This is a genomic window from Salmonella sp. 741265073_HBA (assembly GCF_046569105.1).
In the GTDB taxonomy this organism is placed as follows: domain Bacteria; phylum Pseudomonadota; class Gammaproteobacteria; order Enterobacterales; family Enterobacteriaceae; genus Salmonella; species Salmonella enterica.
Window position 1 is genome coordinate 1 of sequence record NZ_JBKFRY010000021.1, and the last position, 26,882, is coordinate 26,882.

At 53.2% G+C, this 26,882-nt stretch carries 25 protein-coding genes; 5 read left to right on the plus strand and 20 right to left on the minus strand.

Annotated features, from left to right (window positions below; translation table 11 throughout):
• The 8 genes from ACLD3P_RS20450 to mdh form a co-directional block, all read right to left on the minus strand.
• Positions 1-714: pyruvate carboxylase subunit B (locus ACLD3P_RS20450; protein WP_411006727.1), on the minus strand; the 714-nt coding region annotated here is incomplete at its 3' end.
• Positions 715-729: 15 nt separating this feature from the next.
• Complete coding sequence (locus tag ACLD3P_RS20455; protein ID WP_131046576.1) at positions 730-975, minus strand: oxaloacetate decarboxylase subunit gamma; 246 nt, start codon at positions 973-975, stop codon at positions 730-732.
• Between the two features lie 155 nt (positions 976-1,130).
• Entirely contained in the window at positions 1,131-1,748 is a 618-nt protein-coding gene (ttdB, locus tag ACLD3P_RS20460; protein WP_131046577.1) for a L(+)-tartrate dehydratase subunit beta, read from the minus strand.
• Positions 1,748-2,647 (minus strand): L(+)-tartrate dehydratase subunit alpha, encoded by a 900-nt coding sequence (ttdA, locus tag ACLD3P_RS20465; RefSeq protein WP_000045349.1) that lies wholly within the window; start codon positions 2,645-2,647, stop codon positions 1,748-1,750. Before ttdA ends, ttdB begins: the two co-directional genes overlap by 1 nt.
• A gap of 32 nt (positions 2,648-2,679) precedes the next feature.
• A complete protein-coding gene (locus ACLD3P_RS20470) occupies positions 2,680-3,948 on the minus strand; it encodes an SLC13 family permease (protein WP_000433390.1) in 1,269 nt (422 codons plus the stop codon).
• Positions 3,949-4,158: 210 nt separating this feature from the next.
• Positions 4,159-4,824 (minus strand): GntR family transcriptional regulator, encoded by a 666-nt coding sequence (locus ACLD3P_RS20475; RefSeq protein ID WP_001171581.1) that lies wholly within the window; start codon positions 4,822-4,824, stop codon positions 4,159-4,161.
• Positions 4,811-5,440: a GntR family transcriptional regulator gene (locus ACLD3P_RS20480; RefSeq protein ID WP_000723776.1), complete on the minus strand. Its 630-nt coding sequence runs from the start codon at positions 5,438-5,440 to the stop codon at positions 4,811-4,813. The genes ACLD3P_RS20475 and ACLD3P_RS20480 overlap by 14 nt, the downstream gene beginning before the upstream one ends.
• Before the next feature lie 119 nt (positions 5,441-5,559).
• On the minus strand, positions 5,560-6,498 hold the full coding sequence (gene mdh / locus ACLD3P_RS20485) for a malate dehydrogenase (protein WP_000861586.1): 939 nt from the start codon (positions 6,496-6,498) through the stop codon (positions 5,560-5,562).
• Positions 6,499-6,912: 414 nt separating this feature from the next.
• On the opposite strand from mdh, the gene argR reads away from it, so the two are divergent.
• From argR to yhcN-B, 3 genes are all read left to right on the plus strand, one after another.
• Complete coding sequence (argR, locus tag ACLD3P_RS20490) at positions 6,913-7,383, plus strand: transcriptional regulator ArgR (protein ID WP_001257852.1); 471 nt, start codon at positions 6,913-6,915, stop codon at positions 7,381-7,383.
• Between the two features lie 364 nt (positions 7,384-7,747).
• Positions 7,748-8,011, plus strand: coding sequence for a peroxide/acid stress response protein YhcN (yhcN, locus tag ACLD3P_RS20495; RefSeq protein WP_000695695.1), 264 nt, complete (start codon positions 7,748-7,750; stop codon positions 8,009-8,011).
• Positions 8,012-8,114: 103 nt separating this feature from the next.
• Positions 8,115-8,381, plus strand: a complete 267-nt coding sequence (gene yhcN-B, locus ACLD3P_RS20500; protein ID WP_023201753.1) for a DUF1471 family stress response protein YhcN-B — start codon at positions 8,115-8,117, stop codon at positions 8,379-8,381.
• Positions 8,382-8,440: 59 nt separating this feature from the next.
• On the opposite strand, the gene ACLD3P_RS20505 is transcribed toward yhcN-B, so the two are convergent.
• The 4 genes from ACLD3P_RS20505 to aaeX all read right to left on the minus strand — a co-directional run bounded on the left by ACLD3P_RS20505 (position 8,441) and on the right by aaeX (position 12,001).
• Positions 8,441-8,713 (minus strand): hypothetical protein, encoded by a 273-nt coding sequence (locus tag ACLD3P_RS20505; RefSeq protein WP_001103887.1) that lies wholly within the window; start codon positions 8,711-8,713, stop codon positions 8,441-8,443.
• A gap of 171 nt (positions 8,714-8,884) precedes the next feature.
• Positions 8,885-10,852 carry a p-hydroxybenzoic acid efflux pump subunit AaeB gene (gene aaeB, locus ACLD3P_RS20510; RefSeq protein ID WP_000510913.1) on the minus strand — a complete coding sequence of 656 codons (1,968 nt, stop codon included), beginning with the start codon at positions 10,850-10,852 and terminating at the stop codon, positions 8,885-8,887.
• Positions 10,853-10,857: 5 nt separating this feature from the next.
• On the minus strand, positions 10,858-11,790 hold the full coding sequence (gene aaeA, locus ACLD3P_RS20515; RefSeq protein WP_000855138.1) for a p-hydroxybenzoic acid efflux pump subunit AaeA: 933 nt from the start codon (positions 11,788-11,790) through the stop codon (positions 10,858-10,860).
• A 7-nt stretch (positions 11,791-11,797) separates the two neighbouring features.
• Positions 11,798-12,001, minus strand: coding sequence for a p-hydroxybenzoic acid efflux pump operon protein AaeX (gene aaeX, locus ACLD3P_RS20520; RefSeq protein WP_000051840.1), 204 nt, complete (start codon positions 11,999-12,001; stop codon positions 11,798-11,800).
• A gap of 181 nt (positions 12,002-12,182) precedes the next feature.
• Between aaeX and aaeR the strand changes: the two genes are divergently transcribed.
• Positions 12,183-13,112, plus strand: coding sequence for an HTH-type transcriptional activator AaeR (gene aaeR / locus ACLD3P_RS20525; RefSeq protein WP_000440300.1), 930 nt, complete (start codon positions 12,183-12,185; stop codon positions 13,110-13,112).
• Between the two features lie 122 nt (positions 13,113-13,234).
• Here aaeR and tldD read toward each other — a convergent pair whose 3' ends face one another.
• The 8 genes from tldD to csrD all read right to left on the minus strand — a co-directional run bounded on the left by tldD (position 13,235) and on the right by csrD (position 25,692).
• Positions 13,235-14,680: a metalloprotease TldD gene (tldD, locus tag ACLD3P_RS20530; protein WP_000055936.1), complete on the minus strand. Its 1,446-nt coding sequence runs from the start codon at positions 14,678-14,680 to the stop codon at positions 13,235-13,237.
• Between the two features lie 144 nt (positions 14,681-14,824).
• Positions 14,825-18,625, minus strand: a complete 3,801-nt coding sequence (yhdP, locus tag ACLD3P_RS20535) for a YhdP family protein (protein ID WP_411006626.1) — start codon at positions 18,623-18,625, stop codon at positions 14,825-14,827.
• Positions 18,626-18,731: 106 nt separating this feature from the next.
• Positions 18,732-20,201, minus strand: a complete 1,470-nt coding sequence (rng, locus tag ACLD3P_RS20540) for a ribonuclease G (RefSeq protein WP_000123188.1) — start codon at positions 20,199-20,201, stop codon at positions 18,732-18,734.
• The gene (locus ACLD3P_RS20545; protein ID WP_000210306.1) at positions 20,191-20,784 is read right to left on the minus strand and encodes a Maf family protein; all 594 of its coding nucleotides are present in this window, start codon (positions 20,782-20,784) and stop codon (positions 20,191-20,193) included. The genes rng and ACLD3P_RS20545 overlap by 11 nt, the downstream gene beginning before the upstream one ends.
• Positions 20,785-20,792: 8 nt before the next feature.
• Complete coding sequence (gene mreD, locus ACLD3P_RS20550; RefSeq protein ID WP_000179403.1) at positions 20,793-21,281, minus strand: rod shape-determining protein MreD; 489 nt, start codon at positions 21,279-21,281, stop codon at positions 20,793-20,795.
• 2 nt (positions 21,282-21,283) lie between these two features.
• Positions 21,284-22,336 (minus strand): rod shape-determining protein MreC, encoded by a 1,053-nt coding sequence (gene mreC, locus ACLD3P_RS20555; RefSeq protein ID WP_000802538.1) that lies wholly within the window; start codon positions 22,334-22,336, stop codon positions 21,284-21,286.
• Positions 22,337-22,400: 64 nt separating this feature from the next.
• Complete coding sequence (mreB, locus tag ACLD3P_RS20560; RefSeq protein WP_000913396.1) at positions 22,401-23,444, minus strand: rod shape-determining protein MreB; 1,044 nt, start codon at positions 23,442-23,444, stop codon at positions 22,401-22,403.
• Between the two features lie 307 nt (positions 23,445-23,751).
• Entirely contained in the window at positions 23,752-25,692 is a 1,941-nt protein-coding gene (gene csrD, locus ACLD3P_RS20565) for an RNase E specificity factor CsrD (RefSeq protein ID WP_001241381.1), read from the minus strand.
• Between the two features lie 203 nt (positions 25,693-25,895).
• Between csrD and ACLD3P_RS20570 the strand changes: the two genes are divergently transcribed.
• Positions 25,896-26,870 (plus strand): MDR family oxidoreductase, encoded by a 975-nt coding sequence (locus tag ACLD3P_RS20570; protein ID WP_076727272.1) that lies wholly within the window; start codon positions 25,896-25,898, stop codon positions 26,868-26,870.
• Positions 26,871-26,882: the final 12 nt, after the last annotated feature.

Below are 26,882 nucleotides of genomic sequence, written 5' to 3' on the forward strand. Positions count from 1 at the left end.
GTGGCCGTAGGTGGCGCTCATGGAGGAAATCGCCGTGTCCACGCCGTCAACGCCCGCCTCGATAGCCTTCAGCAGGGCCATCTCCGCCATCCCGGTGGTGGCATGACAGTGCAGGTGCAGGCGCACGTCATAGCGTTTTTTGATTTCGCTGACCAGCTCATACGCCGCCATCGGCGTCAGGATGCCGGACATATCCTTGATGGCAATCGAGTCGACGCCGGTCTCTAACAACTGTTCGGTCAGGTCCAGCCAGGTCTGCAGGGTGTGGGCCGGGCTGGTGGTGTAGGAGAGTGTGCCCTGGGCGTGCGCGCCGTGGCTGCGTACCGCCTGTAATGCCGCCTTCATATTGCGCGGGTCGTTCATGGCGTCGAAGACGCGGAACACGTCCATACCGTTTTTGACGGCGCGTTCGACGAAGCGTTCCACCACGTCATCGGCGTAGTGGCGATAACCGAGCAGGTTCTGGCCGCGCAGCAGCATCTGCAGCGGGGTTTTGGGCATGGCTTTTTTGAGTTCGCGCAGGCGAACCCACGGGTCTTCGCCGAGAAAGCGGATACAGGCGTCAAAGGTGGCGCCGCCCCAGCATTCGAGGGAGCCGTAGCCCACGTCGTCGAGCTGAGCGGCAATCGGCAGCATATCATCAAGGCGCAGGCGGGTGGCGAACAGAGACTGGTGGGCGTCGCGCAGGACGACATCGGTAATGGCAACGGTCATGGATTCCTCCGTGAATTAAGGGTTAAGGCGGCGATGGTGGTGGATAGCGGCGGCAATCACCGGCTTTAAGCGGGCGAAGTCGTCCACGACGGGAACGGCGCGCGGTGCGGGCGCGGCGACGGGTTCCGGGAAGAAGCGAGTAATCACGGCGGACATGCCGCGGATGGCGAAAATCAGCAGGAACAGAAACGCCAGCACGAACCCCATACCGAGGAACATCAGGGTGAAGCCTTCACCTAATAGCAGAGCTGCATTAGTCATAAAATAGCCTTCAGGCAGGAGGCACGATAATGGGGCTATTTATGACGATGAAATAATAAGGGTGGATTTCCCTGAGCCGCCCCGGCCAGAGCCCTTGGTTATTATTATCGTCATAACGTATTACCACCATTATCGTGCAATTTACGTAATCAGGTTTATTTAATGAAACTTACGTTCTGGCATATTTCATTAGCGACGATCTCTTTACGCTGATTAAAAATAATTTTGTTCTGTTCAAACAGATTATTTCCATGGGTATCAATAGAAACAATCAGCGGGCCAAACTCTTTAACCCGACAGACCCACAGCGTTTCCGGCATCCCCAGATCGCGCCATTGGGCATCTTCAATTTCTTCCACGCACACGGCGGCTACAACCGCACAACCGGCAGGGAATACGCAGTGCAGCGCTTTGTGTTCAGCACAGCCCTCTTCGGTACCTTTACCCATACCGCCTTTACCAACAATTAATTTGACGCCGGTTTGCGCAATAAACTCTTTTTCGAATTTCTCCATACGCATACTGGTGGTTGGTCCAACGGAGACCATTTCAAACTTATCGTCTTCGCCTTTAATTGGGCGGACAATTGGGCCAGCGTGTAAAATAGCGCCGCCGCGAACATCTACCGGAAGCTCGCGACCACCTTCAATTAAACGGCGATGGGCTACGTCACGGCAGGTAACAATATGACCGTTGAGATAAATAATATCGCCAGCCTTAATATCCGCTAAATCTTCATCTTTAATTGGCGTAGTCAGGATTTTTTTAGTCATCAGAAATTCACTCCGCTGTGAGACGTAATGGTGTAATTCAAATCTTTATCGAAAACGATGTGCCCTTTACGGTGCGACCAGCAGCCGACGTTTACCGCCACGCCGATGGTAGAAGGATGACGCGCGGTGTTTTCAATGTTCACGCCCATAACGGAGGTATTACCGGACATCCCCTGCGGCCCCAGGCCAATTTTGTTAATGCCGTCTTCCAGCATTTTTTCCAGCGAGGCTGCACGCTCATTCTCGTTATGCGAACCGATCGGACGCATCAGCGCTTTTTTCGATAGCAGTGCCGCTGTTTCAACAGAGGTCGCTACGCCCACGCCAACCAGTAGCGGCGGACACGCGTTGAGGCCGTAGCTGGTCATCACATCCAGTACAAAGCGGGTCACACCTTCATAGCCTGCACCCGGCATCAGCACCATCGCTTTCCCCGGCAGAGAACAACCGCCGCCCGCCATATAGGTATAAATGCTGCACTGATCGGAATTGGGAACGATCTCCCAGAAGACCGTCGGCGTACCTTTACCCACGTTTTTACCGGTGTTGTATTCATCAAAAGTTTCTACGCTGTTGTGGCGCAGCGGAGAATCTACAGTTGCTTTGATCACCGCCTCACGCAACAACGCTTCCAGCTCGCCAATCAGCGGAAAGTTCGTCCCGCACTCCACCAGAAACTGAATGACACCGGTGTCCTGGCAGGAAGGACGATCCAGCTCTTTCGCCAGACGCTGGTTCTCAATCATGGTAGTAAAGATGACGTCGGCCAGTTTACTGGTCTCTTTCTTATGCAAATCTTCCAGTTTTGCAGTGACATCATCAGGCAAAACTTTGCCGGTATATCCCACAAACTTGGCCATAACGTCGGTCATATGGGATATCTGTTCACTTTTGCTCATAAATGCTCCTTAGTCAGAACAGCTTCCGTTAATTACGGATGAAAAGGGAAAAGGATTGGCAGCAGGATCAAGCTGACAATGGTTGAAACGATAATCAGGGGGATACCGGCCTTAGCGTAGTCGACAAATTTATAGCCACCCGCGGAGAGCACCATCATGTTGGCAGGCATACCGATAGGGGTTGCGTAGGCGCAGGAACCGCCAATGACCGTCGCCATCAGAACCGCACGTGGGTCGGCCCCCATACCTGCGGCAATGGACAAACTCACCGGCACCAACAGCGCTGTCGTTGCGGTATTGGACATAAAGTTGGTCATCACAACGGATAAGGCGAAAACGGCGATCAGCAACATGAACGGTGAGGAGTTTTGCCCCAGCATGCCGATTACATAGTCCGCAACCAGCTTGCCTGCCCCGGTCATTTCCAGCGCTTTTGCCAGCGCCAGGGTGCCGCCAAAGATAAAAATAGTCTGTGAATCAATGGCTTTATAGGCCTGTTTTTCCGTGAGTACGCCGCTTACGACCAGCACAAGAGCGCCAATACAACCGGTCACGGCCAGGCTGACACCGATCTTCTTCTCAAAGATCATGCCGAGGATCGTTGCGATCAACACCACGAGTGAGAGCCGTTGTTTCCACTGTGGAACATGGCTGTAGTCACGTTGCTCCCCGACGCTCCCCACCTCACCGCCGGTCGCATTATTCGGCAGAAAGCGATAGCCAATAGTCAGGAAGTAGAGAATGCCGCAGATGAGCATCGGGAGACCGATTTTTGCGTATTCAAAAAAGCCAAAGCCGCCGCCAATATTCTGTAGCGCAGACTGTGCGATAAGATTTCCCGGCGCGCCAATTAACGACAGGTTACCGCCCAACGCAGCGGCGAAAACCAGCGGCATCAGTAGACGAGAACGCGAGAAGCCCGATTTTGCCGCCACGCCGATCACCACCGGAATCAAAACCGCAGCGGTACCGGTGTTAGAGAGGACGCCAGACATCAAACCCACCACCACCATAATGGTGAAGATCAGCTGTTTTTCTGTTTTCGCGAAGCGCGTGATGACGCCGCCCACTTTGTTTGCCATACCGGTCTCGAACAACGCACCGCCCACGATAAACATCGCGACAAAGAGGATGACGTTAGTGTCGATAAAGCCAGCAAAGGCCTGTTTGATATTCAGAACGCCGGTGATAACTAAGGCCACGCAGACAATCATGGAAGTGACGGCCAGTGGCACTTTTTCCCATACAAACATGACGATAGCGAACACCAATAAACATAAGGTAAGGGTAATGGGTTCCATATTTATAATTATCCAATCAATGATATATGATATTGTATCCAATGTTGACAGAGAGAAATTATTCCCATACAAAAACTAAGTCAAATCGTTTCTCAGGAAAGATGCAGGAGTGGGATCTACATCAAGATCGTGGTTAGATCGTTACTGGACGTGATTAATAGAATTGAAGAATTGGTTGAAGCGCCTGCGATGCTCACGCAGGCGAAAAGATCAGGCAGAAGGGTCACCAACATAGCGGGTCAGCATATTCTCCATCGAGCGAATAATGTGTTCGCGCATGCGCTGGCGTGCCAATGTTTCATCATGAAGTTCAAGAGCTTGCAGAATACTTTTATGTTCCTGAATGGAAATCACGGCATACTCTTCTTCGGTGACCTTATGGCCCATCGACAGGCCGTTCCACATATTACAGAGCAACATTTTCATTTTTTCGTTGCCAGCAACATTCCAGATTTCCATATGAAATGCCTGATTCAGGTCGGAGTATTCCGCCGAGTTATTTTCCGCGAGAGCCTTTTCAGCGGCATAATGCACCTGGGCTATCCGCGAGATATCGGTGCCGGGACGAGAAGCTTTAGCCACCGCCTCACTTTCTAACAGCGCGCGAATTTCATAGTGTTCACGGATCGTTTGTTCATTGATGCCCAACACCACCGCCCCTTTATTAGGGCGCACTTTTATCAGCCCATCCGCCGCCAGAATCTGAAACGCCTCGCGCACTGGCATACTGGACACGCCGACCATTCCGGCAATGCCTTCTAACGTAATCTCCTGCCCTTCCACTAACTCCCTCGAAAGAATCGCTTTACGCAGCACCGCCGCGACCTGTTCTTTCGCTGAAAGAAGCTTAATCTTCCCTAACTTAGGCTTCTGCACTTTCCCAATCCTTCATATGTTGACGCATTATTTCTGCTAAAGAGAGGAAATAACGCTGCATAACTTGCCCAATCTCATCACGCCGCCCCTGGCGTATGACGTCAGCCAGTTCAGCGAAAAGCTGCGCCGACTCCTGATTATCTTTTTTCAGATGCAAAATAACATAAGAGACATAACCGTCCAGGAACTGCTGATACACCTTTTCCAGATAGCGGTTATTCACATAAGAAATCAGCATCGCATGACACTCCAGTTCGCAGGATTTGTCTTCTGCGACAGCCAGCGCTTGCGCACGTATCAGGAGGGCATCGCCTACTTCGCTGGGTATCAGCGAAAACATTTCGGCGGCCATCGCGGCAATCACGCGAAAAATATGACTCACGCGATCGGCCTCAAGATGCGCGACCTGCATGTGCCTGTTGGGCAGTCGGATTAAAAAACCTTCCTGTTCGAGTGACTGTAGCGCTTCTCGAACCGGCATTCGTGAAAGACCAAGCTGCTCCGCAATACTTTCCTGCGCGAGTTCTTCTCCCGCTTTTATATTGCCGGAAAGAATTTCATAGCGAAGCATTTGCGTAATGTGATCGCGGGTTTGCGTTCTTTGGATCTTTTTCACGACGTTCTCGTTAATAACCGATAAGACGTGAGGAGTTTAGCAGATTTAGTACTTGATTTCGTGGCTTGTTTACAGTCAAAGAAGCCGGAGCAAAAGCCCCGGCATCGGGCAGGAACAGCTTATTTATTAATAAAATCTTCACCCAACTGAATATCTTTTTTCAGCGTATCCAGCATAGCGTCCAGCGAATGTTGCTCAAAAGCGCTCAGTGTGCCGATGGATTTACGCTCTTCTACACCGTTTTTACCCAGCAGCAGCGGCTGAGAGAAGAAACGGGCATACTGACCGTCGCCTTCCACATAGGCGCATTCCACCACGCCTTTTTCGCCCTGCAGAGCGCGAACCAGAGAAAGACCGAAACGTGCGGCAGCCTGACCCATAGAGAGGGTTGCCGATCCGCCGCCGGCTTTCGCCTCGACGACTTCAGTACCGGCGTTCTGAATACGTTTAGTCAGCTCGGCCGCTTCTTGTTCGGTAAAACTTACGCCTGGAATCTGCGACAGCAGCGGCAGAATCGTCACGCCGGAGTGCCCGCCAATCACCGGGACTTCAACTTCCGTTGGCAGCTTACCTTTCAGCTCTGCAACAAAGGTATTAGAGCGGATGATATCCAGCGTGGTGACGCCAAACAGTTTGTTTTTGTCGTATACGCCTGCTTTTTTCAGCACTTCCGCCGCAATCGCAACGGTGGTGTTCACTGGGTTGGTGATAATACCCACGCACGCTTTCGGGCAGGTTTTAGCGATCTGCTGCACCAGGTTTTTCACGATGCCGGCGTTAACGTTAAACAGGTCGGAACGGTCCATACCCGGCTTACGCGCCACACCCGCAGAAATCAGTACTACGTCAGCGCCTTCAAGCGCCGGGGTTGCGTCTTCACCGGAGAAACCTTTGATTTTTACAGCGGTGGGGATGTGGCTCAAATCAACGGCCACACCGGGAGTCACTGGAGCGATGTCGTACAGGGAGAGTTCTGAACCTGAAGGCAGTTGGTTTTTTAAAAGTAATGCCAGCGCCTGACCGATACCACCAGCAGCGCCGAGGACTGCGACTTTCATCCTAAACTCCTTATTATATGATTAGCTAAGTGTCTATTGCTCCGCGGCGGCGACCTTAATTCACAAATTCAATGATTACAATCCTCACTCATCAAGAATGCGGAGTCGCGCAATTTTGGCTTTTATGCATTTAATTTGCGTAATCCGGATCGGCTGCAACCAGAGAGCAACGTTCCTACAGGTGGTGACAATATACCCTACTATCCTCTCAAAACAACATCATTTTGATAACAATTAATTTACTTTTAATCTTATTTGCGAGGCGTGACACAGGCATGTTTCTTGATAACGAAATTTGATAAAATTCCGCTCTTTCATAACATTATTTCAGCCTTAAACAAGGCAGACTGTTTGCATAAAAATTCATCTGTATGCACAATAATGTTGTTTCTACCGCCATATTACGGGTGACTTATGCGAAGCTCGGCTAAACAAGAAGAACTAGTAAGAGCGTTTAAAGCGCTCCTCAAAGAAGAAAAATTCAGCTCACAGGGCGAAATCGTCCTCGCGTTGCAGGATCAGGGCTTTGAAAATATCAATCAGTCCAAGGTCTCGCGCATGTTGACTAAGTTCGGCGCAGTGCGTACACGTAACGCAAAAATGGAAATGGTGTACTGTCTTCCGGCTGAACTGGGCGTCCCAACAACATCCAGTCCGTTGAAAAATCTGGTGCTGGATATCGACTATAACGACGCTGTCGTGGTGATTCATACCAGCCCCGGCGCGGCACAACTCATTGCGCGCCTGCTGGATTCACTGGGGAAAGCAGAAGGTATTCTCGGCACGATTGCCGGCGACGATACTATCTTCACTACGCCTGCCAGCGGATTTTCCGTAAGAGATCTGTACGAAGCCATTCTGGAACTTTTTGAACAAGAGCTTTAGTTCCACTTCCTCCGTCGTCGTACGGCGGAGGCACCTTTTTGTCCTCTCCCCTCGCCGCTTTCCTGTACGGCTATCATTTGGCAAATCATGCCCTTAAACATTCACCACATGAATGACAAATCAAAAAAACGCACAAAATGTCAAATTTTTTAACCAATTGATTTTCTTTTATTTTTCAAACGACAGCGGCGAAAAACAGCAATTTTAATTCCATAACGTTATAAAAAATAAAATTTTTAATGTCTTTAAAAAGCAGAAACAATTAGCGTGGTATTAATTAATCGCGTGATTAGTGTATACTTAATTTTGTGATGAGGGTCACGAAACAAAGACCCCAGTAAAGGAATTCGACGAGGTAAAAATCATGAAAATCAAAACCACTGTTGCAACATTAAGTGTTCTGTCCGTTCTCTCTTTTGGCGCTTTCGCCGCAGAACCTATCAGCGCAGAGCAAGCGCAAAATCGTGAAGCAATCGGATCGGTTTCAGTCAGCGCTATCGGTTCATCGCCTATGGATATGAATGCCATGCTGAGCAAAAAAGCGGATGAACAAGGCGCTACGGCCTACCACATTACCGAAGCGCGTAGCGGCAGCAACTGGCATGCCACTGCCGAACTGTACAAATAAAATTCACCTGCCATCGCATATAACGTGTCGTTACTTCGCGGAGATATCGCATAAGAAAAGCCCATTAATCCGCGAGGTTGACCCTATAAAGGAATAAAAGACCATGAAAACGAAATACATTATCGCATCACTCGGCCTGGCCACTCTGCTCTCTTTCGGCGCAAATGCCGCAGTACACCAGGTCAACACGGAACAGGCGCAGAATCTGCAACCGATGGGCACCATTTCCGTCTCGCAGATTGGCAGTACGCCAATGGATATGCGCCAGGAGATCGTCGCTAAAGCTGAAAAAGCAGGCGCTAATAGCTATCGCATCATCGAATTAAAAGAAGGTGATAACTGGCACGCCACCGCCGAGTTGTATAAGTAAACCCTCGTCGTCTAACCCGACGACTTGCCCCCGCCTGTCGGGGGCTTTTTTATGCTTTTTCAATGCCGGACATTAAATCGTAGCCGTCCCTCCAACTCTTCTTCCGCTTCATCAAAGAGTAAAATCAGCGCCCCGTAGCGCCTGCGCAGTTTATCAGGCAGGTGAACGAACTCAATCTCTAGCGGTAGAGGTAAGATATCGCTCATTACCGCATCCCATAATGTATCAAGATCGCTTACTTTCTCACTGGCAAGACCAAACGTCTGCGTAAACTCGCGATAAAAATCGCTTTGGTTTTTAATATCATTAAAATCAAAAGTATAGACATTCATAGCCAGCCACCATCCCCGACAGACAATTGTCTGTTTTACTACTAAGCATCATTATGCAGAGGTTTCACTTCCAGAAACGCTTTTAGCCCCGGAGCACTCTTGCGCTGTTTTTGTATCTCAAATAAGTATAGTCATAAAAAAACCGACGCTTTTGGCATCGGTTCTTGTGGGTTAGCTATCGGTAAGCGCGTTCTGGTATTTATGTAACATGCCCGTCAGGCGTTTAACCGGTTCCGTCACCTGCGGCGGCGCCTCCCAGATACGTAATTTCTCCTGATAGATATCCAGCTCATCCAGCAACTGACCAAAGTAGCGTCGCCGTTTATCATCGCTTCCGGCGGAAATAACATGGTCTGCGGTACGACGAAGCTGGCGGTGGAACACTGACAGATCCTCATTAACCGGTATCGGCGCGTCGCGCAGACGTTGATGAGCAATGATCATCGTTAGCGCCAGGCGAAACTTCGGCAAATCGCCAGGGAATTTATTCATCAGCAAAAAGAGTTGCTGATATAACGCAGGCAGACGGTTTTCTTTACGACGTACCACGTTGGTCGTCATTGCCGAGACCGCAGCGGAAACAAACTGATTAAGCAGCACGCGACCGGTTCGATCTTTGGATTTATCACGCACCAGCAGGATGACGATAAACGCCAGCATACAGCCGACAATTTGCCCCAACGCGCTGTCGAGGAACTGGCTGAAATGGAACGTCATCGGATTATCCAACACAATAATGTTAATCGTACTGGCCAGCGCCCCCATCGACCCCAGACGCCGTTTCTGGACCTCAATGCCGATAAAGAACCCCAATACCGCCAGGCTCAAACATAACAACAGCATACTTTGCTGCGTATTGGGAATAATCACCAGGAAATAGAGCAATCCCAGCGGCAACGCCGCCAGAGTGCCATAAATAAAATCAATGCAGACCATGCGCGGATTGGGTAAACGCATCGCCAGCGAGGTCACCACAGCAATCATCACCATCGCGCCATTACCCGATGTCCAGCCGGTCCATAGCCAGAATAATGTCCCCAGAATGCAGGAAAGCGTGGTGCGCCAGAAGTTCACCATCGCATGGTGACGTTCAGCGGATTCCACTTTAACTACGGGCTCGCCTTGCAGGATCTCTTCTTCCGTCGCGCTGATTTTGGTGTTACTGATCACGCCGCGTTTAAGCAGCAGATAGCGCGTCGCAGCGCCTACCCAGCTATAAAGCGTGACGGGCGTTTCGCGCTCGCCGGTCCAGACAATGACACGCCGCATCCGTTTTAACTGCCTGTGGACGTCCTGTACCGTTTCAACCGGCGTCTCGAACAGTTCCCGGAATGTATCGGTAATCAGTTCCGGCCGCGTGTTTTGAATAAGATAAGTTTCACAGGATTGCGTAATCAGCGTGAGCGAAAGCGTATTCAACGCTTTCAGGCGGCGGTTAGCGCGTACCCAGCGCGAAGATTCCATATTCAGATTACTTCGCATCCCCTCCAGCGCCGCCGTGCGTCGCACCAGATCGCCCCAGGCGTTGTCGACTTCTTCGCTGTCGCCATGCTTAATACAAAGTTGCATTAGCTGATATTGCGCTACCAGTAAACTGTCCAGTTCGCGATCAACCTCCTGCTTTATCGATCGCGGCGAGAAAAGCAGATCCGCTAAAATAGCGCAGCCAATGCCGATGACGATTTCGCTACAGCGCTCAAGCGCAAATTGCGGCGTGAGCAGCGGCTCCGTCTGAATGGTAATCACAATGATCAGCGCAGTATAACCTGACAGTCCCCACGCATAAGAGTTTTCGATCCGTACTAAAGAGGAGATCCAGGTACAAAAACCGGCCCAGACACAGCACACCAGAATCATCAATAGCGGCGCGCGGATCATAGAGATAATAATGATAAGCGCGGCGATACAGCCAATAAACGTCCCGATAATACGCAACATTCCGCGATAACGGATAGCGCCGGAATAGGGTTCCCCGCCGGCGGCAAATGCCGGGCCTGCCGCCACGATCGCGGCGGTCAGTACCGCCCAACGCGGCGTCTCCAGTTGAAAATGGAAGCCGATAAATAATGCCAGCACAATGGCGCACGCCAGCTTTACCGCAAAGCGAATGTGCTGGTTGGCTATGGAGAAAATGCCCATGACGATTAACCGAATTCGCGCAGCCGGTGCGCCAGTTTACGGAAGAAGGAGTCCTGGCTTGCGTCACGATCCTGCTTACCGGTGATCACGACGGTTGCCGTCGTACCGGCAGGCCACAAATTCCCCTGCTGCTCGTCAAGCCGGATGCGCACCGGGACACGCTGGGCCAGACGCACCCATTCGAGGTTAGAGTCTATCGTCGCCATCCCTTTCGCATCGCTGGTACTGCTGGCATTCGTTACCCCTGCCGCCACGCTATCGACGGTACCTTTTAATACCCGGTTGCTGCCAAGCGGCGTGATTTCGGCACGATATCCCGGACGCACGCCTTCCAGCTTGGTCTCTTCCATATAGGCCTGCACGTAAAAAGAGTTCTTTTTCACCAGGGCGACGGCTGTGGAACCGCGGGTAATAAATTCACCGGCATAAACATTGAGGTTAGTCACCCAGCCGTCGGCAGGCGCGCGAATGACGGTGCGCTCCAGATCGAGTTTAGCCAGATCGCGCGTCGCCTGGGCTTTAGCCAGTTGATGCAGTACAGTCTGCAAGACATTGTTCGCCTGATCGATCTCTTCCCGGGACATCGCCTGTACGCCGAGGCGATTACGGCGACTGGCTTCCTGGCGTTTTTCCTGCGCCAGGACCTGATAATAGGCTACATCAGCTTCCGCTTCCGCCAGCGCTTTTTGATAGCGTGGCTGATCGATGGTAAACAGGACCTGATCCTTTTTCACCAGTTGGTTATCATGCACGTTTACATGGGTAATCAGGCCCGCGACATCCGGGGCAATAGCGACGACATCGGCGCTAAAACGCGCGTCGCGCGTCCAGGGAGATTCGGTGTAATACACCCAGGCGCGGAAAATGGCGATAAAGGCCAGAATAACCAGTACGAGGGTAATGGCCGTACGGGAGAGTTTTCTTGTTAGTGTTTTCACTTCAACCTCAAACGAACAGGCGCGATATTAAATAAAACAGACAACAATACAGCGCAGTATTGAACAGAGCCGGATGCCAGACAAAATCATAGATGCCCGTCGGCACTAGCATCCGACGCACCAGCCAAAAAATAGCCAGTGACAAAAGCAATTCGAAAAATATCGGTGGGAAGGAAAGACCAAACACCACGATAACGGGAAACAGACTCATGTTGACCTTGATTTCTGAGAGAGAGCAGGCGATAGATTGTTAAGCTACATCGCCGCAGAGAAGGGCAAGAGACGCCAGGCGAGAGCGACATAGCTCTTATTCGAATAATAGTATATTAACGTAATTGTTATGCTGTTATCTATATTATGTGATCTAAATCACTTTTAAGCCAGAGTGAATAATGGAACGATTAAAACGAATGTCGGTATTCGCCAAAGTTGTCGAGTTTGGCTCTTTTACCGCCGCAGCCAGACAGCTGCAAATGAGCGTATCGTCCATCAGCCAGACTGTGGCGAAACTGGAAGATGAGCTTCAGGTTAAATTGCTCAACCGCAGCACACGCAGCATTGGGCTCACCGAGGCTGGAAAAATCTATTATCAGGGCTGTCGTCGTATGCTGCATGAAGTGCAGGATGTTCACGAGCAGCTTTACGCTTTTAATAACACGCCTATCGGTACATTGCGTATCGGCTGTTCTTCAACCATGGCGCAAAATGTGCTGGCCGGGCTTACCGCAAAATTATTAAAAGAGTATCCCGGTCTGGCGGTCAATCTGGTGACAGGAATTCCGGCCCCGGATTTAATTGCCGACGGGCTGGACGTGGTGATCCGCGTGGGCGCGCTGCAAGACTCCAGCCTGTTTTCCCGTCGACTTGGCGCGATGCCGATGGTTGTGTGCGCCGCCAAGCCCTACCTCGCTCAGTACGGCGTCCCGGAAAAACCCGCCGATCTCAGTAGCCATTCCTGGCTGGAATATAGCGTGCGCCCGGATAATGAGTTTGAACTTATCGCGCCGGAAGGAATTTCTACCCGACTGATTCCACAGGGGCGGTTCGTCACTAACGATCCGATGACGCTGGTACGCTGGCTGACCGCCGGAACCGGAATCGCCTATGTGCCGCTGATGTGGGTGATCGATGAGATCAATCGTGGCGATCTGGAGATCCTGCTGCCTCGCTATCAGTCCGATCCCCGTCCGGTGTACGCGCTGTATACCGAAAAAGATAAGCTGCCGCTTAAAGTGCAGGTAGTGATTAACGCGTTAACTGACTATTTTGTCGATGTCGCACACCTGTTTCAGGGGATGCACGGGCGAGGGAAAGAAAAATAAAAACACCGGGTAATTGCTGAAGACGATTGTAGGTCAGATGCCACCCGACGCAGACATTGCCTGATGGCGCTGCGCTTATCAGGCCTGGGCGGCACACACCACAGGCCTGATAAGGCGGACAGTTATGCGGTGCCGCCAACCGTCAGGTTATCGACTTTCAGCGTCGGCTGGCCTACGCCTACCGGCAGACTTTGACCCTCTTTACCGCAGACCCCCACCCCGTTATCCAGCTTAAGGTCGTTGCCGACCATAGAGATCTGTTGCATCGTTTCAATGCCTGATCCAATCAACGTCGCGCCCTTCACCGGCGTCGTGACTTTGCCGTTTTCAATCAGATACGCTTCCGAGGTAGAGAACACAAACTTGCCGGAGGTGATATCCACCTGACCACCGCCAAAGTTAGGCGCATAGATGCCGTATTCAACGGATTCGATAATTTCCTGCGGCGTTGACTGCCCCGCCAACATATAGGTATTCGTCATACGCGGCATTGGCAGATGCGCGTAAGATTCGCGACGCCCGTTACCGGTCGGCGCAGCGCCCATCAGGCGCGCGTTCAGCTTGTCCTGCATGTATCCTTTCAGCACGCCATTTTCAATCAATACGTTGTACTGGCCTGGCGTACCTTCATCATCGATAGCAACGGAGCCACGACGGTTCATCATTGTGCCGTCATCCACTACGGTGCAAAGCGCGGAGGCAACCTGCTCACCGATCTGACCGCTAAACACAGACGTCCCACGACGGTTGAAATCACCTTCCAGCCCGTGACCGACCGCTTCGTGCAGCAATACGCCCGGCCACCCGGCGCCCAGAACCACCGGTAACGTCCCCGCTGGCGCAGCGACCGCGGAAAGATTAACCAGCGCCATGCGTACCGCTTCTTTCGCCCACGCGTCGGCGCGCACCTCGCCGTCGAGATCGGCAAGAAAATACTCATAACCAAAGCGACCGCCGCCGCCGCTGGCGCCGCGCTCGCGTTTACCGTCTTCTTCCACCTGCACGCTAACGGACAACCGCACCAGTGGACGGACATCCGCCGCCAGCGTCCCGTCGGTCGCCGCCACGAGGATTAATTCATATACGCCGGTCAGGCTGGCGTTAACTTCCTGCACGCGTTTATCGGCTTCTCGCGCCGCTTTATCAACGCGTCTGAGGATATCCAGCTTCTCTTCGCGGCTCATACTTTGTAGCGGATCAAGGGTGGTGTAGAGCGGCTGATGCGCTACGGCGGCGAGCGTTTTTACCTTGCCTTCGCCGTTCTCGCGTACAATGGTTCGCGCTGCCTGCGCACTCTGCTCCAGCGCCAGGAGGCTTATCTGGTCAGCATAAGCAAAACCGGTTTTTTCGCCGCTAATGGCGCGAACGCCAACGCCCTGGTCGATATTATATGAACCATCTTTAATGATGCGGTCTTCTAAAACCCAGGATTCGTGATAGCTCGACTGAAAATAGAGGTCGCCATAATCAAGACGGCGTTCGGCCAGTTGGCCCAAAATAGCGAACAGATCCTGATGGTTCAGGCCATTCGCCGCTAGCAATTGTTCACTTACCAGGTTCAGACTCATCGTTTTTGCTACTCGTTGATTTCTGCCGGATGGCGGTTCACGCCTTATCCGGACTACGTTGTTAGATTGTACAAACCGGATAAACGCAGCGCCGTCCGGCATGACTATTTACTGAGAGTGGGGCAATTCCTCGCCCCCGTCAAATCATTGCTGGCTTTCTTTTCTCGGTTGGCGCAGAACTTCGTTGATCTGCGGCGCATCGACCGGACCGGTAATGCGATAACGCAAAATGGAGACCTTGCTCCATAGCGGCCCCAACACTTTACTGGCGGCAAATACCGCCGCGCCGACAATCGGGTTAACGGCAAACGCGGCAGCGACGCCCACGGTGGCGGAAATTTCCGGCGCGACAACGGCCTCCATATCAAGACGACGACGCACCAGATCAACAGAACCTTTCATTGCAATATCCGCTTCCAGCCCATCCACCAGCGTATCGTCAGTATGCAGGACGCCATCTTTAATCCACGCGGTACTATGAATAGAGTCGAAATAGAAGCCCTCGCTAAAGGTATCTCTGAAGTCAAACCGCAGCTTACGCAGCAACGCATCAAAACTGAGCAGCCGCAGTAACTGTCCGGCATGACCGCTACTGAGATCAGTAAACTCGCCTTTACCCAGACGCGTACGTAAAATCCCGTTGAGCGTGGCTTCCTCAGGTTGCCAGGGCGGGTTTCGCCAGTGCAGATCGTAATCTACGTTAAAAGACGCGTTCTGGATTGGCGTCGAGATACCGAAGAACCCGGCAGCCGTGTCGAGGTTACTACCATGCAGACTACCTTTCAGCGAGGTTCGTTCATTACCCGGCGCATTCACCCACTCGCCGTTCGCTTTCAAACGGGCGAATCCGGTATCGATCAGGCCATTCGCCAGAGTCAGCGTATTGCCTTTGATGGCGAAATCACCATCAATACGCCCATATTTTTGCCCCCACAGCCAGCACTCTTCGCAGCGAAGCTGTAAGTCCGGCCAGCCGCGGAAGCTAATCGTGTTCGCCGAAGCCAACGGCGATGTCGGCGTTGGTGACGAGGCGTGCGTTTTTGCGACGCCAGGGTTGTAGTACAGGTACTTAATGTTCGTCAGCCACGGCGCATGGTTGCGCATGAGCAGCGTGGCGTTCACCTCACGGCCCTGCGCTTCAATTTTTGTTCCGTTCAGCGAGGGGGCTGAAACGACACTCAAATTGTTCCACTGCTGGCCGCCCAGCGATAGCGCGGGAGTACGCAACGTGACGCGTTGAGGAAACTCGGCCGAACTGCTCACGTTATCCGCCGCGCCTTTCTGGAATAACGCCAGCCATTGCGCGCCATCCAGCGCCGGCAGATTGAGCTCAACGCCTTGTTGAGCAGGTAATGGCGGAATCGTCCGGCTGTCCGTCGTCCAGATAGCCCGATCCAACGTCAGCTTCTGATTTAATAACCAGCGGCTGTTAAAGTGATTTTTACTCCCTGCGCTCCCCGTTAGCGCAAAACTTTTCAGGTTGCCGTCAGCCTGAATGTTCACCGGAATGGCTTCGCCTGCGGGTTTATTTAGCGGAGAAGGTAAGTGACTACTCACATTTCTCAGATCGCCATTCAGCTCGATGTGATAAGTGGTGTCAGCGTGATACGGAAGATCGATGCCGACTTTACCATTCCACGTCACGCTGCCGCTCAGGGCGTCATTCAGTTGCGGCGGTAAGACGCCCATACGCGTTGGCTGCCAGTTACCGTTCAGGTTGACGGCGACCTGATAGGCTTTTGCCCCTTCCGTCGTACTGAAATCCAGGTTAAGCGGCTGATTAAACCAGTTTGCCGTCAGCGGCCCGCTTTTTAGCGCGCCATTCACAAAGCTGAATTTACCGTTCAGATTTTTGAGCGTGCTGTTTAGCGGCTTAATAAACAGACTGTTATTACGCAACGAGACATCGCCCTCGGCGGTAACCTGTTCTCCGTCCAGCGGAATATCAAGATGTAAGCGAGCATTCACATCGCCATCTAACTGGAGCTCCGCCAGCGTCGAGCCAAGCGAGTCTTTTAGCGGCGTCTCGTCAAAATAAGGCCCAACGGCTTTTCCCGGCCCGTTAATATCGGCATCAATGAGCAGTTTCTCTTTGGAATAATCCGGAATCGCCGCCGCGAGTTTGCTGGCCTTCACCCCGCCCAAATCGACGCTATCCGAACGCATCCACAGGCCGTCGTTCAGGAAATCCAGTTCAATGTTGAGATTTTTTAGCGCCGGCCAGTCGGGTTGAAAGGCAAACGTCGCATTGCGTAGCGGCACCAGCACTTCAAACTGACCTTCGTTATGCTTATAGGGAAAGAGGTGCGGGTTACCACCGTAAACCAACGTGGCGTTATCCGCCTCGCCGCCCTGAATCGCGCCGCTAAGGTAATCGACCAGCGCTTTGCCCATCAGGTTTTCCGGAAAATAGCGCCACGCCTGAGATCCATCATCGGTACTGATTCCGGCCAGAATACCCAGCCACGGTTCGTCGCCCGTCGGTTGCAGATAGCGGAACCCGCCGCGCGCATGTACCGCCTTTGCTTTGACGTCAATGTCGCGGCCATCAAGCTGAAAGCCGTTCTCATTCTTCAACCAGCTAAGCGTCGCGACGCCGTTTTCAATTTCCAGCGGCGCGCGAAAAACGGTTTCATAGGGCATTTTAGCTTGCTGCATCGCAACCTTCATCTGCCCGTCTTCTACGCTTCCCGCCAGCGTACCGGAAAAATGTTCCGCGCCGGGCAACAGCTTCCACTGTTTCCAGGCAAGATTTTCCCACGATGCCTGAAAACGCGTTTTTTCGGTCGCCTGTAGCGGAATATCCAGCGCCAGTGTGGCGATCTTTCCGCTCGGCTGCGTAGCCTGCCATATTTCGCCCAGCACAGGCGACAGTTTAGCCGCCAGCGGACGTAATGCTTCCAGCCCCGCCAGTTCAAGATTACTGGCGCGAATGCGTAGTTCATCGCTACGTGTGTGATTCTCGCCGCCGACGTCCTGCTGCGGGAGCCAGGCCACGGTTAAGGCTCCGCTCGGCCAGGGTTTACCATCAAGCGTAATCCGTGTGTCCGGAATATAAAACTGCCAGCCCGGCTGCTCGCGGCTAATCTGCGCCGTCAGGTTATCGACAGACAGCGTGTGCGTCGTGTTATCGCCCAGCCAGCTTGCGCCGCCCTGTTTCAGCCAGACGTCTCCTCCGGCGATTTCGCCTTTACTGAGCGTCATCCAGCCTTCCAGACTGAAACGCGCCGTCTGGAGCGCCACATTATCCTGCATCCATTTGCCCAGCCACGGCTTGACGTCAATATCGTCGGCCTGTAGCCAGACTCTGCCGTTATTCAGCAAACCGTCGTCATCGCGTAAATCCATCCGCACCTGCATCACGCCGTGCTGCCCGGTCAGGCTGGAGAGACTGACCTCTCCTTCGGCGCGGTGCCGCTCTTTGCCGTTTAGCCAGGTAAGCTGTGGGATCGCCAGTTCCGCGCGTTGTCCGGAAAGCGTCAGAAAACTGATTTGGCTATCGCGCAGATCGAAATGATCGAACTGACGCAGGAAAAGATCGCTTAAACGGCTGGTTTCGATGCCTTCGCCGTCGCTGCTTTGAAGAGGCGTGTTGGTGCGGAAATTGAGTTGCCAGAAGGTCAGGTCGCGAAACTGCCAGCGCATATGCAACAGGCTTTGCCAGACGTCCAGCGCCAGCGTAACGCGTTTTATCGACAGTTCGCCGCCATCTTTCAGGGCGGCATGAATATTATGCGCTTCCAGCGTAGGGCCAAAATTTTGCCAGCTTGCGGAGAGTTGGCTGGCGGCCACCGGCACGCCGGTCACAGACTCAATTTTATTCAGGATAGCCGGACGCCAGGCGTCAAGATGAGGCAACGCCAGGCGCAGCCCGCTAACCAGCAGCGCTGCAATGACGATGAGCGCGGCTCCAGTGAGCAATAAAATCCCCGGCAATCGCCTCACGCGTCTCTCCTTGTCTGCCAAAAAATACGACTCACAACCTTGCTTTGCCGGACGGCGGCGTGAACGCCTTATCCGGCCTGCAAATGCTCGTACGGGTCGCGGTCTTTTACATCATTACGACGTCAAACTGCTCCTGGTTATAAAGCGGTTCGACCTGAACTTTAACCTGTTTGCCGACAAAGATTTCGACTTCCGCCAGCGCGTGTGATTCTTCGCCTTTCAGCGCTTCCGCCACCGCAGGAGAAGCATAAACCAGGAAGCGATCGGAGTCATAAGCGTGATGAACACGTACAATTTCACGCATGATCTCATAGCAGACGGTTTCCACCGTTTTTACCGTCCCGCGGCCATGACAGGTTGGACACTCGTTACAAAGCACATGTTCCACGCTTTCACGGGTCCGTTTACGGGTCATTTCCACCAGTCCCAGCGGCGAAAAACCGTTAATACTGGTTTTCACGCGATCCTTACTTAACGCCTGTTCCAGCGAATGCAGCACCCGGCGGCGATGATCTTCATTATTCATGTCGATAAAATCGATAATGATAATGCCGCCCAGATTACGCAGGCGTAGCTGGCGGGCAATGGCCTGAGTCGCTTCAATATTGGTATTAAAAATGGTGTCGTCGAGATTACGGTGTCCGACAAACGCGCCGGTATTGATATCTACCGTCGTCATCGCTTCGGTTTGGTCGATAATCAGATAACCGCCGGACTTGAGTTCAACCTTGCGCTCCAGCGCGCGCTGGATTTCATTTTCCACGTCATAAAGATCGAAGATCGGCTGATGGCCACTGTAATGCTCCAGTTTACTGGTCATTTCCGGGATGTATTCTGCGGTAAACTCCAGCAGCGACTCATAGGTCAGACGTGAGTCGACGCGAATTCGGTCCAACTGCGCATCGGCGAAATCGCGCAGCACGCGCTGCGCCAGCGCCAGTTCGCCATACATCTGGTAGCGCGTTTGCGGACGCTTTTTGCGCTCCATGACTTTCGTCCAGACGCGCTTGAGATAGGCGGCATCAGACGCGAGATCCTCTTCACACACGCCTTCCGCCGCGGTACGGATAATAAACCCGCCCTGTTCGTCGCAGTATTCCGCCACCACCTTTTTCAGGCGCTCGCGTTCACTTTCGCTTTCGATGCGCTGGGAAACGCCAACGTGTGACGCGCCGGGCATAAAAACAAGGTAACGGGAGGGCAACGTGATGTCCGTGGTCAAACGCGCGCCTTTCGTGCCGAGCGGATCTTTCACTACCTGCACCATCAGATCCTGTCCCTGACGCACCAGTTCGGAGATATCGCGCACCGTAAACTGTTTTTGCTCGTCGCCCGCCACGCATTCGGTATGCGGCATAATATCGGAAGCGTGAAGAAATGCGGCTTTATCCAGCCCAATATCTACAAAAGCCGCCTGCATACCTGGAAGTACACGACTTACACGACCTTTGTAGATATTGCCTACGATTCCGCGTCGCGCTTCGCGCTCAATATGGATTTCCTGAAGAATACCGCCATCAATGTACGCCACGCGCGTTTCCGATGGCGTTACGTTTACCAACAATTCAGCCGTCATGTTTATCCCTTTTATCACGCAGTGCGTTAAAATGACTCAACAACTCATACGTTTCAACCAGCGGTAAGCCGACCACGGCGTGATAGCTGCCATTTATCTTCCTGACAAAACAGCCACCCCGCCCCTGAATACCGTATGCACCTGCTTTATCTAAAGGCTCGCCGCTGGCGACATAGCCAGTAATATCCTGCGCAGAAAGCGTGCGGAAAGTCACCTCCGTTACCACCAGACAATCCAGCGTCTGCTGCGAGTCCGCAAGCGCAACAGCAGTCATCACCTGATGCGTATTTCCGGAAAGCAAACGCAGCATTTCTGCGGCATGAGCGGCGTCGCGCGGCTTTTCCAGCACCTCGCCGTTTAACACGACTATCGTATCCGCGCCCAACACCGGCAGATCACGGGGAACCAGCGCCACGCCAGCCTGCGCCTTTTCGCGCGCCAGCCGAACAACATACTGCTGCGCGCTTTCCTGAGCACGCCGTTGCTCTTCAATACCAGGCACGACCTGCTCGAATGAAAATCCAAGTTGAGTCAATAATTCCTGGCGACGCGGGGAACCGGAAGCAAGATACAGAGTTGTCATATCGACCTTTATTGCACAGCAAACTGCTGGCGTACTTTACGCATCAGCAAAAAGAGCCAGGGCCACAGCACGCCATTGACTACACTACTCCAGAACACTTCCGGTCTGAAAGAGACGTTGATCACTAAAAACTCGGCCCAGAAAACAATAATGTCCACGGCCAGTGAAAGCAACATTACCACCAGCGCCTGCTGCCAGAGCGCCAGGTTACGGAAGAGCTGGAATTTCAGAGCCACCAGATAGGCGACAATACTCATCGACAGAGCGCGCACGCCAAGTGTGGAACCGCTGATGAGATCAAGTATGGCACCCATCACAAATCCCGTCCCCACATTTACGCGGTGCGGCAGGGCCAGAATCCAGTACAGTAAGATGAGCAAAACCCAGTTTGGCCGGAAAACAATGATGTCGTCCGGCCAGGGCATGATTTGCAGCAACAGCGCAATAAGAAACGAGAGCCAGATAACCCAGCGCCCCTGGCTACGATAGCTCGCCACCATTACCCTCCCGGCGCACGCGCAGGCGGCGTGGTCGCGCCCGAAGGCGATGGTTGCGTTGATACCGGCGCAGTCTGGCCCGCAGATGGCTGAGTAATCCCCGTCGCCGGATCCGGCACTGGCGCCGGCGGCCCCATCGCATCCGGAGAAGGCAACACCTGCGGCATCATCTGCATCAGGCGCTCATTGGCGACGCGGTGAACCTCTTCCGGCGTCATCGGATTGGCGCCGTTACGATCGGCTCCCCACAACAGCAGCAGATAGCGCAAACGCTGCAAACCTGCGGTTGGACGAGCCTGAATGACGGTATAGGCGCGCTGAGTGTCCAGCTTGACGGAGGAGACCACCGCCACCGGATACCCTTCCGGGAAACGCCCACCAAGTCCGGACGTTACCAGCACATCGCCAACGCGAATATCGGTATTGGCGGGCAGATGTTCAAGCTGAAGATCGTCAGTACAGCCGTTACCGGCGGCAATCACGCGGATGTCATTGCGCAGTACCTGAATCGGCAGCGCATGAGTCGCATCGCAAATCAGCAGTACGCGGCTGGTCAGTTTCGCCACGGCGACAACCTGCCCTACGACGCCTTTGTCGCTAATGACCGGTTGACCTTCATATACGCCATTAACGCTGCCTTTATCGATAACGACCTGATCGCTGTAAGGATCGTTAACCGTTGAAATAACCTGCGTCACCATTTTCTGCTCGTCCTGACGCAGCGGCGACCCCAGCAGCTCGCGCAACCGCGCGTTCTCCTGTTTGTACTGCCCCAGCATCAGCAGGTCGCTGTTTTTTAGCAGTAATTCCTGGCGCAGCGCCCGGTTTTCCAGCTCAAGCTGGTCGCGAGAAGCCAGCGTTTGTGACACGCTGTCGAGCAGTTCACGAGGGCCGTTTGAAATAAAATAGAAAGGACTGACGGCAGTGTCCATGTACGTTCGGATTTGACTGAACGTCCCCAGGCGGCTGTCGGCAATGATAACGCCGAGCGCCACCAGCACCGCCAGAATAAGGCGAATCTGTAGCGACGGGCCACGGCTAAAAATTGGCTTCATAGGCTATGCGTATTCTCGCGTCGGAGAGGCAGGACAATCCAGGGATAATCCTGCCCGTATCCAACTACTCTTCGCTGAACAGGTCGCCGCCGTGCATATCGATCATTTCCAGCGCCTTGCCGCCGCCGCGCGCCACACAGGTCAGCGGATCTTCAGCAACCACGACAGGAATGCCCGTCTCTTCCATTAACAGACGGTCAAGGTTACGCAGCAGCGCGCCGCCGCCGGTGAGCACCATACCGCGCTCGGAGATGTCTGACGCCAGCTCCGGCGGACACTGTTCCAGCGCCACCATTACCGCGCTGACGATACCGGTCAACGGTTCCTGCAACGCTTCCAGAATCTCGTTTGAGTTCAGGGTAAAGCCGCGTGGAACGCCTTCCGCCAGGTTACGGCCACGCACTTCGATCTCGCGGACTTCGTCGCCCGGATAAGCGGAACCGATTTCGTGTTTAATACGTTCTGCGGTGGCTTCACCAATCAGAGAACCGTAGTTACGACGAACGTAATTAATGATGGCTTCGTCGAAGCGGTCACCACCAATACGGACAGAAGAAGAGTAAACCACGCCGTTCAGGGAGATAACGGCAACTTCAGTGGTACCACCACCGATATCCACAACCATTGAACCGGTTGCTTCAGAAACGGGCAGACCTGCGCCGATCGCGGCCGCCATCGGCTCTTCGATCAAAAAGACTTCACGGGCGCCTGCGCCCTGAGCGGATTCACGAATCGCGCGGCGTTCTACCTGCGTCGCGCCGACCGGCACGCATACCAGTACGCGCGGGCTTGGGCGCATAAAGCTGTTGCTGTGCACTTGTTTAATAAAGTGCTGGAGCATTTTTTCGGTCACAAAGAAGTCAGCGATAACGCCGTCTTTCATCGGACGGATCGCAGCGATATTGCCCGGCGTACGGCCCAGCATCTGCTTCGCATCATGACCGACTGCAGCCACGCTTTTCGGCGAACCGGCACGATCCTGACGAATGGCCACAACGGAAGGCTCATTCAATACGATGCCTTGTCCTTTTACATAAATGAGGGTATTCGCGGTACCCAGGTCAATGGACAGGTCATTGGAAAACATGCCACGAAATTTTTTCAACATACTAAGGGATAATCCTGAAAGCTGGGGCGGAAAACAAAATCCGCTTACTTTACCAACCACACGCAGCAGCGACAAGGCGCAAAAATCATCTGCTACGGTGAAAATTAGTGCAGTTCGTTTCCTTTGTTACAAATCTCGGCCTGAGTCCCTCAGGGCTGAAAAAATCAGCAGCAATCCTCGCCTTCGTTTGCAACCTGTCAAAGGTCATTCACCTGCATATTTGCTGCAACAATCTGGCGAGCAGACAAGCACACCCCCATGAGGCGCAGCGCGCGTTATTCTACGTGAAAACAAATTAAACGGCAGGTTAAACCGAGTATCTTTGCGAATATTTTTTCACGTTTGTGTCAAGTAGTTGGGAGGAGGCAAAAAAATCACCCTGCCCGCCAGCCACGCCGCGTTTTGTCAGCGTCTGCCACTCGCCGCGCGAACGGACGCCTGTCGCGTAAACCTGCGTAGGCGTGCCCGCGCAGGCCTCTACCAGACTTTGAACCAGAAGCTGGTTTTCCGTTCGCTTCTCAATGTTTCTGACCAGACTCGGATGCAGCTTGAGTAATTCCACATTGAGCGCTTTAATCCAGCTCGTGCTAACCAGCGTCAAACCCGCCTGTGTCACCGCCACCCGAACGCCAAGCGCATTGACTAAGCGAAGGATGGGTTGTAACCGACTGATGTGTTGACAAACATCTGCCTCCGCAAGTTCAATAATTATGCGATTTCGCTGTGATTTTTCACACTGCATTAACGTATCGCGCAACCAGCGCTGAAAACGCGGACGAATCAGCGACTCAACCGTCAACTGCATTGCCAGATTTTCATCCGGCCAGTAGCCCAGCAACGTAATCAGGCGGCTAATTTGTAATCTGTCATACTCTTCCGATAAACCAAATTGCAACACCATCGGCATATACTCCGCCGAGCTCACCTCTTCTTTACCGTCATAGATGCGACACATCAATTCCCGATGATGTACGCGACCTTCTCGCGTGACCGCCGGTTTTTGATAAAGTCGCGGTCCGCCCCGGTTCAGCATCTGCTCAATCAATGTGCGCCAGCGCACATTGCCGCGCCCTTTTTCCGGCAGAGTGTCGTCGTAGATAGCCCAGCTATTTCCCCCCTGTAGGGCGGCATTCCGCGCCGCGGCTTCAGCATGTTCCATCACCTGCTCGGTGGACTGTCCGCTGCGCCAGGCGCAAATGCCGATATGTACCATATCGTCACGATCGAGCATTTTGTTAGCCGGTAGCGCATCGACAGCTTTTAAAAGTTGTCCGGCAATACTTTCCGCTTCTTTCAGCGTTCGATGCGGTAGCAGCACGGCAAAGTCGCTGCGGTGATAACGCGCCAGCAGCGAGCCTGGGTAACGCATAATAAATGTCGATAGCAGATTGATAAGCATAAACATCTGCTCTTCCGCCTGATTGCCTCCCAGGCTGTCGCGCAGAAGATTGAAGTCTGGCAAGCGGATCATCATCACCACGCCATGCACTCCCACTTTTTCCTGATCTTCCAGCAGCGTCGCCAGCTGGTTATCAAAGAACAGTCGGTTACCGAGTCCGGTTTTGGTGTCCTGCGCGGCGTAGGAGCGAATGAGGGTGTCCAGGCGACTACGCTGTTCGTGAGCAAACTGAATTTCGGAAAGCAATACATCAAGCGCGCTACTGGTGCGCGCCGGCCATTCGTAAACAGAACCGCGGACATTCGCCCCACGTTCGCCGTTCAGAATACGCGTGGAGCGAATTTCCAGAAGCTCCTGCCCGGAAAGCTGCCGCTGCAGCCAGCGTACCGATAAAAACAAAATCAGAACGATAAAACCGATCGCCAGCGTCAGCGGCGCCGTGGTGATCAGTGAGTGAAAATAGTTACCCATCGGGTCCTGATAAACCAGACGTAGCGACATTCCTGGATGTTTTATCAGCGGTACGACCAGCTCGCGATACATGTCGCTGGTGCCGGCTGGCCGATAACCTCTGGCGCGAGAATGGCTGTAGACGCTGCGCTCCCCCTGCAACAGATCGACACGCACAATATCGGAAGCAATCATGAGCTCGTCGATTTGCGGCGTCAGCGAGACAATATCATGGGTCACCAGGTGCGTATCAATGGCTGTTGCCGTCGCCTGCACACGGCTGACATACTTATACTGTACGGCGTTATAAAAGCTTAGCGAGCAACCTATCAGAGTCACGAAGATCGTTAACCCCGTGAGCAGCGTGATAAAAGCTGAGAATTTCGTCGTTAATCGCATCCTTGAGTTAACTCCGACGGTTATAAACAGTATGAAAAAGCGAATCTGAAGGCGGAATTCGCCACGGCGCGCAATGAAGCAGGCATACTACCAAAATGGATCTATCTGGCAATTTATTGCGTTGCATCGGCATCACGTTTTAATTAGCGAGTATAGTCTTCGTAGCTATTTTTCCAATCTACCATGTAAAGTGAGGACAGGTTATGCAGGCGTTGATCTTAGAACAGCAGGACGGTAAAACCCTCGCATCCGTGCAACATCTCGAAGAGAGTCAACTGCCGGCAGGTGATGTGACGGTGGATGTCCACTGGTCCAGCCTGAATTATAAAGATGCTCTGGCTATCACCGGAACAGGGAAAATTATCCGTCATTTTCCGATGATTCCTGGTATTGATTTCGCCGGCATCGTTCACGCAAGCGAAGATCCTCGCTTTCATGCAGGCCAGGAAGTACTACTGACTGGCTGGGGCGTGGGCGAAAACCACTGGGGCGGCCTGGCCGAACGCGCACGCGTTAAAGGCGACTGGCTGGTCGCGCTGCCTGCGGGACTGAGCAGCCGTAACGCCATGATCATCGGCACCGCCGGTTTTACCGCCATGCTGTGCGTCATGGCGCTTGAAGATGCAGGTATTCGCCCGCAAGACGGTGAGGTTGTCGTCACCGGCGCCAGCGGCGGCGTGGGCAGCACTGCCGTTGCATTACTGCATAAGCTGGGCTATCAGGTTGCAGCAGTATCAGGACGTGAAAGCACCCACGGCTATCTTAAGAGCCTGGGAGCTAACCGTATTCTCAGCCGCGATGAGTTTGCTGAATCTCGCCCGTTGGAAAAACAGCTGTGGGCCGGTGCAATTGATACCGTTGGCGATAAAGTGCTGGCGAAAGTGCTGGCACAGATGAACTATGGCGGTTGCGTGGCCGCCTGCGGCCTGGCGGGCGGCTTCGCGCTGCCGACCACCGTTATGCCATTCATTCTGCGTAATGTGCGTTTGCAAGGGGTGGACTCGGTGATGACCCCACCGGCACGTCGCGCAGAAGCCTGGGCGCGTTTGGTTAAGGATCTGCCGGAATCGTTCTATGCTCAGGCCGCCACAGAGATTACGCTGGCGGATGCGCCGAAGTTCGCCGATGCCATCATCAATAATCAGGTTCAGGGCCGTACGCTGGTGAAGATAAAATAACGTCACGTATAA

Bases quoted from the DNA above. Each gene is read 5' to 3' on its own strand.
- yhcN-B (WP_023201753.1), top strand. From the start codon at position 8,115: ATGAAAACGAAATACATTATCGCATCACTCGGCCTGGCCACTCTGCTC.
- rng (WP_000123188.1), bottom strand. From the start codon at position 20,201: ATGACGGCTGAATTGTTGGTAAACGTAACGCCATCGGAAACGCGCGTG.
- ACLD3P_RS20455 (WP_131046576.1), bottom strand. From the start codon at position 975: ATGACTAATGCAGCTCTGCTATTAGGTGAAGGCTTCACCCTGATGTTC.
- aaeB (WP_000510913.1), bottom strand. From the start codon at position 10,852: ATGGGCATTTTCTCCATAGCCAACCAGCACATTCGCTTTGCGGTAAAG.
- csrD (WP_001241381.1), bottom strand. From the start codon at position 25,692: ATGCGATTAACGACGAAATTCTCAGCTTTTATCACGCTGCTCACGGGG.
- mreC (WP_000802538.1), bottom strand. From the start codon at position 22,336: ATGAAGCCAATTTTTAGCCGTGGCCCGTCGCTACAGATTCGCCTTATT.
- argR (WP_001257852.1), top strand. From the start codon at position 6,913: ATGCGAAGCTCGGCTAAACAAGAAGAACTAGTAAGAGCGTTTAAAGCG.
- ACLD3P_RS20545 (WP_000210306.1), bottom strand. From the start codon at position 20,784: ATGACAACTCTGTATCTTGCTTCCGGTTCCCCGCGTCGCCAGGAATTA.
- aaeR (WP_000440300.1), top strand. From the start codon at position 12,183: ATGGAACGATTAAAACGAATGTCGGTATTCGCCAAAGTTGTCGAGTTT.
- ACLD3P_RS20570 (WP_076727272.1), top strand. From the start codon at position 25,896: ATGCAGGCGTTGATCTTAGAACAGCAGGACGGTAAAACCCTCGCATCC.
- tldD (WP_000055936.1), bottom strand. From the start codon at position 14,680: ATGAGTCTGAACCTGGTAAGTGAACAATTGCTAGCGGCGAATGGCCTG.
- ACLD3P_RS20505 (WP_001103887.1), bottom strand. From the start codon at position 8,713: ATGAATGTCTATACTTTTGATTTTAATGATATTAAAAACCAAAGCGAT.
- ttdA (WP_000045349.1), bottom strand. From the start codon at position 2,647: ATGAGCAAAAGTGAACAGATATCCCATATGACCGACGTTATGGCCAAG.
- mdh (WP_000861586.1), bottom strand. From the start codon at position 6,498: ATGAAAGTCGCAGTCCTCGGCGCTGCTGGTGGTATCGGTCAGGCGCTG.
- yhcN (WP_000695695.1), top strand. From the start codon at position 7,748: ATGAAAATCAAAACCACTGTTGCAACATTAAGTGTTCTGTCCGTTCTC.
- ACLD3P_RS20470 (WP_000433390.1), bottom strand. From the start codon at position 3,948: ATGGAACCCATTACCCTTACCTTATGTTTATTGGTGTTCGCTATCGTC.
- ttdB (WP_131046577.1), bottom strand. From the start codon at position 1,748: ATGACTAAAAAAATCCTGACTACGCCAATTAAAGATGAAGATTTAGCG.
- aaeX (WP_000051840.1), bottom strand. From the start codon at position 12,001: ATGAGTCTGTTTCCCGTTATCGTGGTGTTTGGTCTTTCCTTCCCACCG.
- mreB (WP_000913396.1), bottom strand. From the start codon at position 23,444: ATGTTGAAAAAATTTCGTGGCATGTTTTCCAATGACCTGTCCATTGAC.